Annotated in this window: 5 protein-coding genes; 3 read left to right on the plus strand and 2 right to left on the minus strand. The window is 36.2% G+C overall.

Features of this window, described 5'->3' with window-relative positions; translation table 11 throughout:
• A partial coding sequence (locus F6K54_RS37990) for a response regulator transcription factor (protein WP_293089232.1) occupies window positions 1-650 on the minus strand: 650 nt, incomplete at its 3' end.
• Between the two features lie 247 nt (window positions 651-897).
• On the opposite strand from F6K54_RS37990, the gene F6K54_RS37995 reads away from it, so the two are divergent.
• Window positions 898-2,943: a DEAD/DEAH box helicase family protein gene (locus F6K54_RS37995; RefSeq protein WP_293089234.1), complete on the plus strand. Its 2,046-nt coding sequence runs from the start codon at window positions 898-900 to the stop codon at window positions 2,941-2,943.
• Window positions 2,910-3,674 (plus strand): hypothetical protein, encoded by a 765-nt coding sequence (locus tag F6K54_RS38000; RefSeq protein WP_293089235.1) that lies wholly within the window; start codon window positions 2,910-2,912, stop codon window positions 3,672-3,674. The genes F6K54_RS37995 and F6K54_RS38000 overlap by 34 nt, the downstream gene beginning before the upstream one ends.
• A gap of 168 nt (window positions 3,675-3,842) precedes the next feature.
• Here the strand turns inward: F6K54_RS38000 and F6K54_RS38005 are convergent, their stop codons facing one another.
• Complete coding sequence (locus F6K54_RS38005; RefSeq protein ID WP_293089237.1) at window positions 3,843-4,658, minus strand: DUF1838 domain-containing protein; 816 nt, start codon at window positions 4,656-4,658, stop codon at window positions 3,843-3,845.
• A 528-nt stretch (window positions 4,659-5,186) separates the two neighbouring features.
• Here F6K54_RS38005 and F6K54_RS38010 point away from each other — a divergent pair.
• A complete protein-coding gene (locus tag F6K54_RS38010) occupies window positions 5,187-5,987 on the plus strand; it encodes a DUF1838 family protein (RefSeq protein ID WP_293089238.1) in 801 nt (266 codons plus the stop codon).
• The last annotated feature ends 482 nt before the right edge of the window (window positions 5,988-6,469 follow it).

Below are 6,469 nucleotides of genomic sequence, written 5' to 3' on the forward strand. Positions count from 1 at the left end.
TCTCGCACAGTTTGAATTAACCTTTTTTCTTCATTAGATTCTAACTTTAAACGTAAGTAACGAATATAAACTTCTATAATATTTGAATCGCCCATAAAATCATAACCCCAAACAGTTTCTAATATTCTATCTCTTGTCAAAACTTGTCGAGGATGAGCCATTAAATATTCTAATAAATCAAATTCTTTTGCTGTTAATTCAATTGCTCTATTACCCCGATAAACTTCCCTGGTACTTCTATTTAAACTCAGATCTTCAAACATTAATAAATCAGGATTAGGTTCTTGAGTACGTCTGAGATGTGCCCTAACTCTAGCTAATAATTCTTCCACACTAAAAGGCTTTAAAACATAATCATCCGCCCCTGCATCTAAACCAGCTACGCGATCGCTCACATCATCTTTAGCTGTTAATAGAATAATTGGTACTTGATCGCCAGTAGTTCGCAAACGACGACATAATTCTAATCCTGATAAACCAGGTAACATCCAGTCAAGAATTATCAAATCTGGCTTAATTTCTCGTGCCATTGTTATGCCGGCGAACCCATCATTAGCCACAGTTACTTGATAACCTTCATATTTAAGTTCTAGCTCGATAAATTGAGCTAGCTTTGCCTCATCTTCAACTACCAAAATGTTAGAAGTCATAGCCCAAAAAAACCAGAATACACTGTATTATAGTATATTAAGTATAGTTTAATTTTATATAAACAGGACTTACGCAAAGACACTGTGTATAGAGTCCAGTAACTATTGGACAATAGTTATGAGTACTATATATAGCGTATCTGCGTAAGTCCTAATAATTTTTCATATTGACGAAAAAATCAAATCAAGCTAAACTTAACTTTAGGTAAAGTTATGTCCGCTATGTAAGCTCAATTAATCTCTCTAGATGTCCAATCAAAGCCGATTTCTTCGCTCAAAACGGCTACGAGCAGCCCTGTGGTATGCGGCTAATGGTAAGTGCCAGAAATGTGGATGCGATCTACCTACAAATTGGCACGCAGATCATATAGAGCGCTGGGCCGAGACTAACAGAACCAATGTCCACGAAATGCAGGCACTATGTCCTAAATGTCATTATGAAAAAACTGCTGAGGAGAACAAAAGCATGGCAACAGGAACGCAACTGAGTTTATTTCCCCAATCTACAGAGTCTATTAAACTTAGGCATCATCAAGAACAATTTCTACAAATATGTAAACGTATCCAGGCAGGGGAAAAAATTAGAAAGGTTGTCATGGTAGTTACACCTGGGGGTGGTAAAAGCTTGATTCCAATTATTGCTGCTGCAAATTTGATTCCCTCTCCAGGAGCAAGAAATTTTCAAGGAACTATCGCGGACAAAATTTGTTGGATAGTGCCACGACTTAATCTGCAAAAGCAAGCAGAAGAAAATTTTGTATCTCCGTATTTTACAGAACAACTGGAGTATGAACATAAAATTAGGGCGAATAACAATGATCCAAATCCTTCCAAAGGAACATCAGGTTATGCTGCTACTTATCAAGCAATAGTAGCTAACCAAAATCTTCATGCACAAGAATTTAAGTGTCATCGCTATATTTTGGTTTTGGACGAGTTTCATCATGTCGAAGAAGGTGGTTCCTGGCATAAAGCTTTACAACCATTAGTAGATCGGGCAGTTTTAGTGATTATGGTAACTGGAACTGCTCAAAGAGGGGATAAGAAGCAAATAGCTTTTATGCCTTATAGACAAACTACTGATGGTATGACTCCCGATCTGTTTGATAGTGAAGATATACGAGTTATTCGTTACACAAGAAGTGAAGCGTTGAGAGAGGAGGCGATCGTTCCTCTTCATTTTGAGTGGGGTGATGGAGATGCAGAATGGGTAGATAAAAAAGGAGAACGGCGTTCTGTAGATAGTCTAGCAGAAGCGGGAGATTATACAGGTATAGCACTTAGCACAGCACTGAAGACAGGATATGCTCGTCAGCTACTAACTCAATGTACTGATAGCTGGAAATCTTACAAACAGATTAATTCACGAGCGAAAATGTTGGTTCTTGCACCATTAATATCAACAGCTAAGGAATATTTGAAGTGGTTGAATGATTTAGGAATAAAAGCTGTAATAGCTACAAGTGATGATTCAAAAAAAGCCCAAGCAGATATAAAAAAATTTAAGAAAGACTATAAAGAGGGAGATGGGAAAGCAGTTGATGTTTTGGTGACAGTGGCAATGGCTTATGAAGGACTTGATGTTCCAGCAATTACTCATATTGCCTGTTTAACTCATATTAGAAGTACACCTTGGTTAGAGCAATGTTGGGCAAGAGCAGCTAGAGTAGATAGAGAAGCTAAGGATTTAAAAAAAACTGGTTTAATTTTTATGCCTGATGACCAGTTTGCCCGTGATTGTGTAGCAAAAATAATGGCTCAACAAGAACCTATTATTAGGGAAAGAGAACAAGAGCAATATGATAGGAGTAGTGGAAAAAATGGAGAAAAAGATAGTAGTAAAAATAGCCAAGATTCAGATGATTCTAATATTCCATTAAATTCTAATCTAACCAGATCTAGAGCTTCCGATTTAAGTAGTGGTGAAACTATTGATTACGGTGAAACGGCTAAAATAAAATCAACAATGCAAAATATTTTAGGTCGAGATGTACCAATCAGTACTATAGAAATGAAGCGTATTATAGATACTTATAATCAGGACAAAGGAGAAGTATATTCTGAGCAATTTATTAGTACAAAAGAAATTTTAACACCTAGTGAAGAAGAAAAAATAATCAGGGAAAAAATTGAAAATCATGTGCGTCGTTATGCAGTAAAAAATCAACTGGAATTTAAAGCCATAAATACAGAAATTTTTAACTTTTTCGGTAAGCCTCGTAAACAAATGACACTTGAAGAATTAAGGAAGGTTTGGGCATGGCTACAAGACAAATATCCAATGAACAATTAAAATCTCATATCGAAACTCTAGGCAATGCTGGAAATTTAAACGCCACACCTGGTTCGCGTCCTTGGGCGATCGCTGTTAGATTAGAGATGCAGTCGGTCTTAAATGATATTACTTTCAATGCTCGACAATTGAAAGCATGGCGTGACTTGATGAAAAAACAGGCTGGATATCGCCAACTTGTCAATGAACGGGGAAAAGCATTTAAAACTTATGAACAATTCTGCAAGGCTAAACCACCCTTTGGATTAGGTTGTACTCCATCAGAACTTGACCAAGTTATTCAGGAGCTAGAATTAGGCATTGCTAGAGGGCAAGAAATAGAAGCTCCCCTACCTAAATATCCAGGCAAACCAGAGGGATATTTTCAAAGATTTTCTAAAGTAGTTAATGCTTGTCCAGATAATCAGCCAATCAATACGGTCAAAATTGCAAAAATATTAAAGGTTTCCCAAAGTACAGCAAATATTTGGAGAAAAAGATGGTTAGACTTAGGATGGATAGAGCCATTAGCTATAAAAAAACGCGGTTATTATCAAATCACAGATCGGGGAATAAAAATCCTAAAAGAGTGGTTAGAAACAGAGTCATCTTATAACAAAAATAGTAGTCTATGGCTAACTATACCACGTCATAATCCTCAGAAAGTAGCAGATAAGCTAATCGAATCTCTTAACTCTGAGCAACTTAGAGAAATTGTTCAAATTATTTCAACTTCACTAACACCAATTTGATCGAATATTACTACAGTTGTTTGGTCTGCTAGTGGAAGTCTAGAAATTAATACTGTAACGACCTTTTTTGAATTTGCCATAAGTTAATAGTAGTTAATAATGTATTTTAATAAATATTAATTAGAATACAAGTCAGATTATTTAGTGGCTTGTATTCTTCAATTACTATTACTCAACTTCCTGTACCGGAATGGGAAACTTTTCTCCTTTCAAATAAGCATCAAAATTTTGCTTAAAATAAATCCAAGAAGTCACATCATCCTTATCTAAAATAGATTTAGCTGCATTTTTAAACAACGGAACGCGAGTATTCATTTCATCCTGAATTAACTGGGGTAATTCTGCAACACCAGCCACCTTCCCACCCCAGGCACTATAAATGAGATTACCAGAGCGATCGCCCATTTTCATCCATGGCACCCAAGGGCCTATTCTATCCCATGCCAACATTACTTTAGATACAGAAGTTGTGTCAGGATTTTGTAAATCTGCCGTGGGTACTGTCAACTTAAACAATTCGCTAGCTTGATAAAGAGGTTGAGGACTATATTCAGCAAACTTTGGATCGTCGGCGAGGGGGTTGGGATAATTAGAAAATAGGTCAAACTTATAAGTAGTCAACTCCTCATCAACTAATGCAGGCATTGGTCTTTTAAATAACCCCTGTACCGGATTATTGGCCACATGAACTACAGGTAAAACTTTGTCCGTCCAGGGATTTTTCCAAGTATCCAACTTTTCCCCTGTTTCGGGGTCAAGATAAAAGGTTAGTTCCCTGGAAGTAAAATCCCAACCTCCCTCCGGCTTGGGAATACATCTGGCCACACTCATCCCTACTATTTGGAACAAATGCTGTTTTGGCTCCCCAGGAATAAAGGCATAAACCGAACCCTGCCAAGTCAGAAAAGATTGTTGAGCGTCAGTACTAGCACGCACTTTAACCCAGTCTTTTGCTTCCAGGAGTTTTTTGGTGAGATTGACCATTCGTTTGCTGATATAATTTTTTGTCTATAATAATATAGCAATTAGCAATCGGTTATCAGCTATCAGTTTGATTTTTTTGTTTTTTCGTCTAATCTTTTTAGACATACTTTATATGTGAAAGAGAAAATTATAATTCAGAGCTAATTTTAATTACTAAATAGTTAATCAGTAATTATGTAAGCATTCAGCTATTCCTGCGGAATGCTACGCAAACAGCTTTTGAACCTAATAACTTTAGGACTTACGCAGATACGCTATATATAGTACTCATAACTATTGTCCAATAGTTATTGGACTCTATACACAGTGTCTTTGCGTAAGTCCTGAACTTATTAAAGTTAGTTAATAACCTTTTTATTTCCTGCGGAATGCTACGCAAACATAAGTTTTAATTCTCTTTGGAGACTAATTCTTCCTTCAGTATAATAGTAAGTTCATAACTCATAGCTGATAGCTGATAGCTGACTGCTGAATGCTTACCAATTATCAATTACTACAAAAATAATTTATAGAAAGCTGGGGTTAATCATGGATGAATATTTTAATGACTATGAATTTGATAACTTAAATTTTTATAGAGAGAATCATGGTAAACAACTTTACTATAACTGGGGTGGAGAAGTTTGGTGGATAGAATCACCTGGAAAACCTCAAGAAAAGTTGTTTTCTATTATTGGAATGAATGCAACAAAAGTATTTCTTAAACCACATCCAGAATATGGGGAAGCAGGACATAGAATTAATCGAGAAATATGTTTATTTTGCGACTCATCTACTCAAGAAATATTGCACTATTGGCGACCTAGAGAAGGAGTAAAAGAAGTTCCTGTCGTACATATTGCTAACCGAATGGTACAGGGTTTTGTCTCACCAAAAAAAATTGTAATTCCTCAGAATTCTGGATATGTGAAAAAAGTTATAGAAATTCCTTTAGAATATCCTCATCCTTTGGCAAAAGAAACTAAATATCGAGATTATTGCCCTGGAGAAAAGTTTAAAGGAATAGAATATTTTACTTCTAGTGTAGCTCGACCAGGGGTAACAGAAATACCTCCTTCTGAATGGGCGAGAGATTGTCCGTGGATGCCTTGGATGAAATTGGGTTATGCTCATCCGGCTAGGTTAAGGTTTGAAACTACTATTTCTAGGGTAGAATCTTTTGAAGAACTTCATCCTAATTTAGTCAAGTTGGTGAGAGAAACATTGCCAATTTATGAATTTGCTCCTGATGAAAGTGATGAGCCGAATGTGACAAGTATTTTGTATTTTAAGAAGTATTTTGATGCTTATTTAAGAGGGGAAAAATTTCCAATTCCAGAAACTATTTAAGTAAGTTTTAGTAGTAGCGTGTCCAGACTAAAAATGTGGGTTATTTCAGTTATCAGTTATCAGTTATCAGTTATCAGTACCTCTAGCTGTTTGCGCAGGATGACCTAGAAAACCCAGAGGCTTCAAATACGGAAACTTACTTTTTTCATCCCCTTAAAAGGCTATGCTTTATAAAAATCTTTCTTAACATGAAAATTGACACGCATAGACAAGTTATGTTCAAGTCTTTAAAAGGTTTTTGTCAGAGAAAAAGTGTATGAAAAAGTACATTTTTTTTGACAACTTAAGTAATTTTTCCTGTCTACTATGATTCTTTCTCCTTTCTCCTTTTTCCCCTCCTGGGAGGGGCGAGGGGAGGGTCCCCTGCTCCCCTGCTTGCTAGAAGGTTTTCAGGAGTTCCTTATAAGGGATAGCTTAAAAGGGGAGGCTTTAGACCTTATTTTTTGGTAAATACAGGCCGATAATATTTAATTTACTGTCTA

The sequence above is a fragment of the Okeania sp. SIO3B5 genome, assembly GCF_010692555.1.
Taxonomy (GTDB): Bacteria; Cyanobacteriota; Cyanobacteriia; order Cyanobacteriales; family Microcoleaceae; genus Okeania.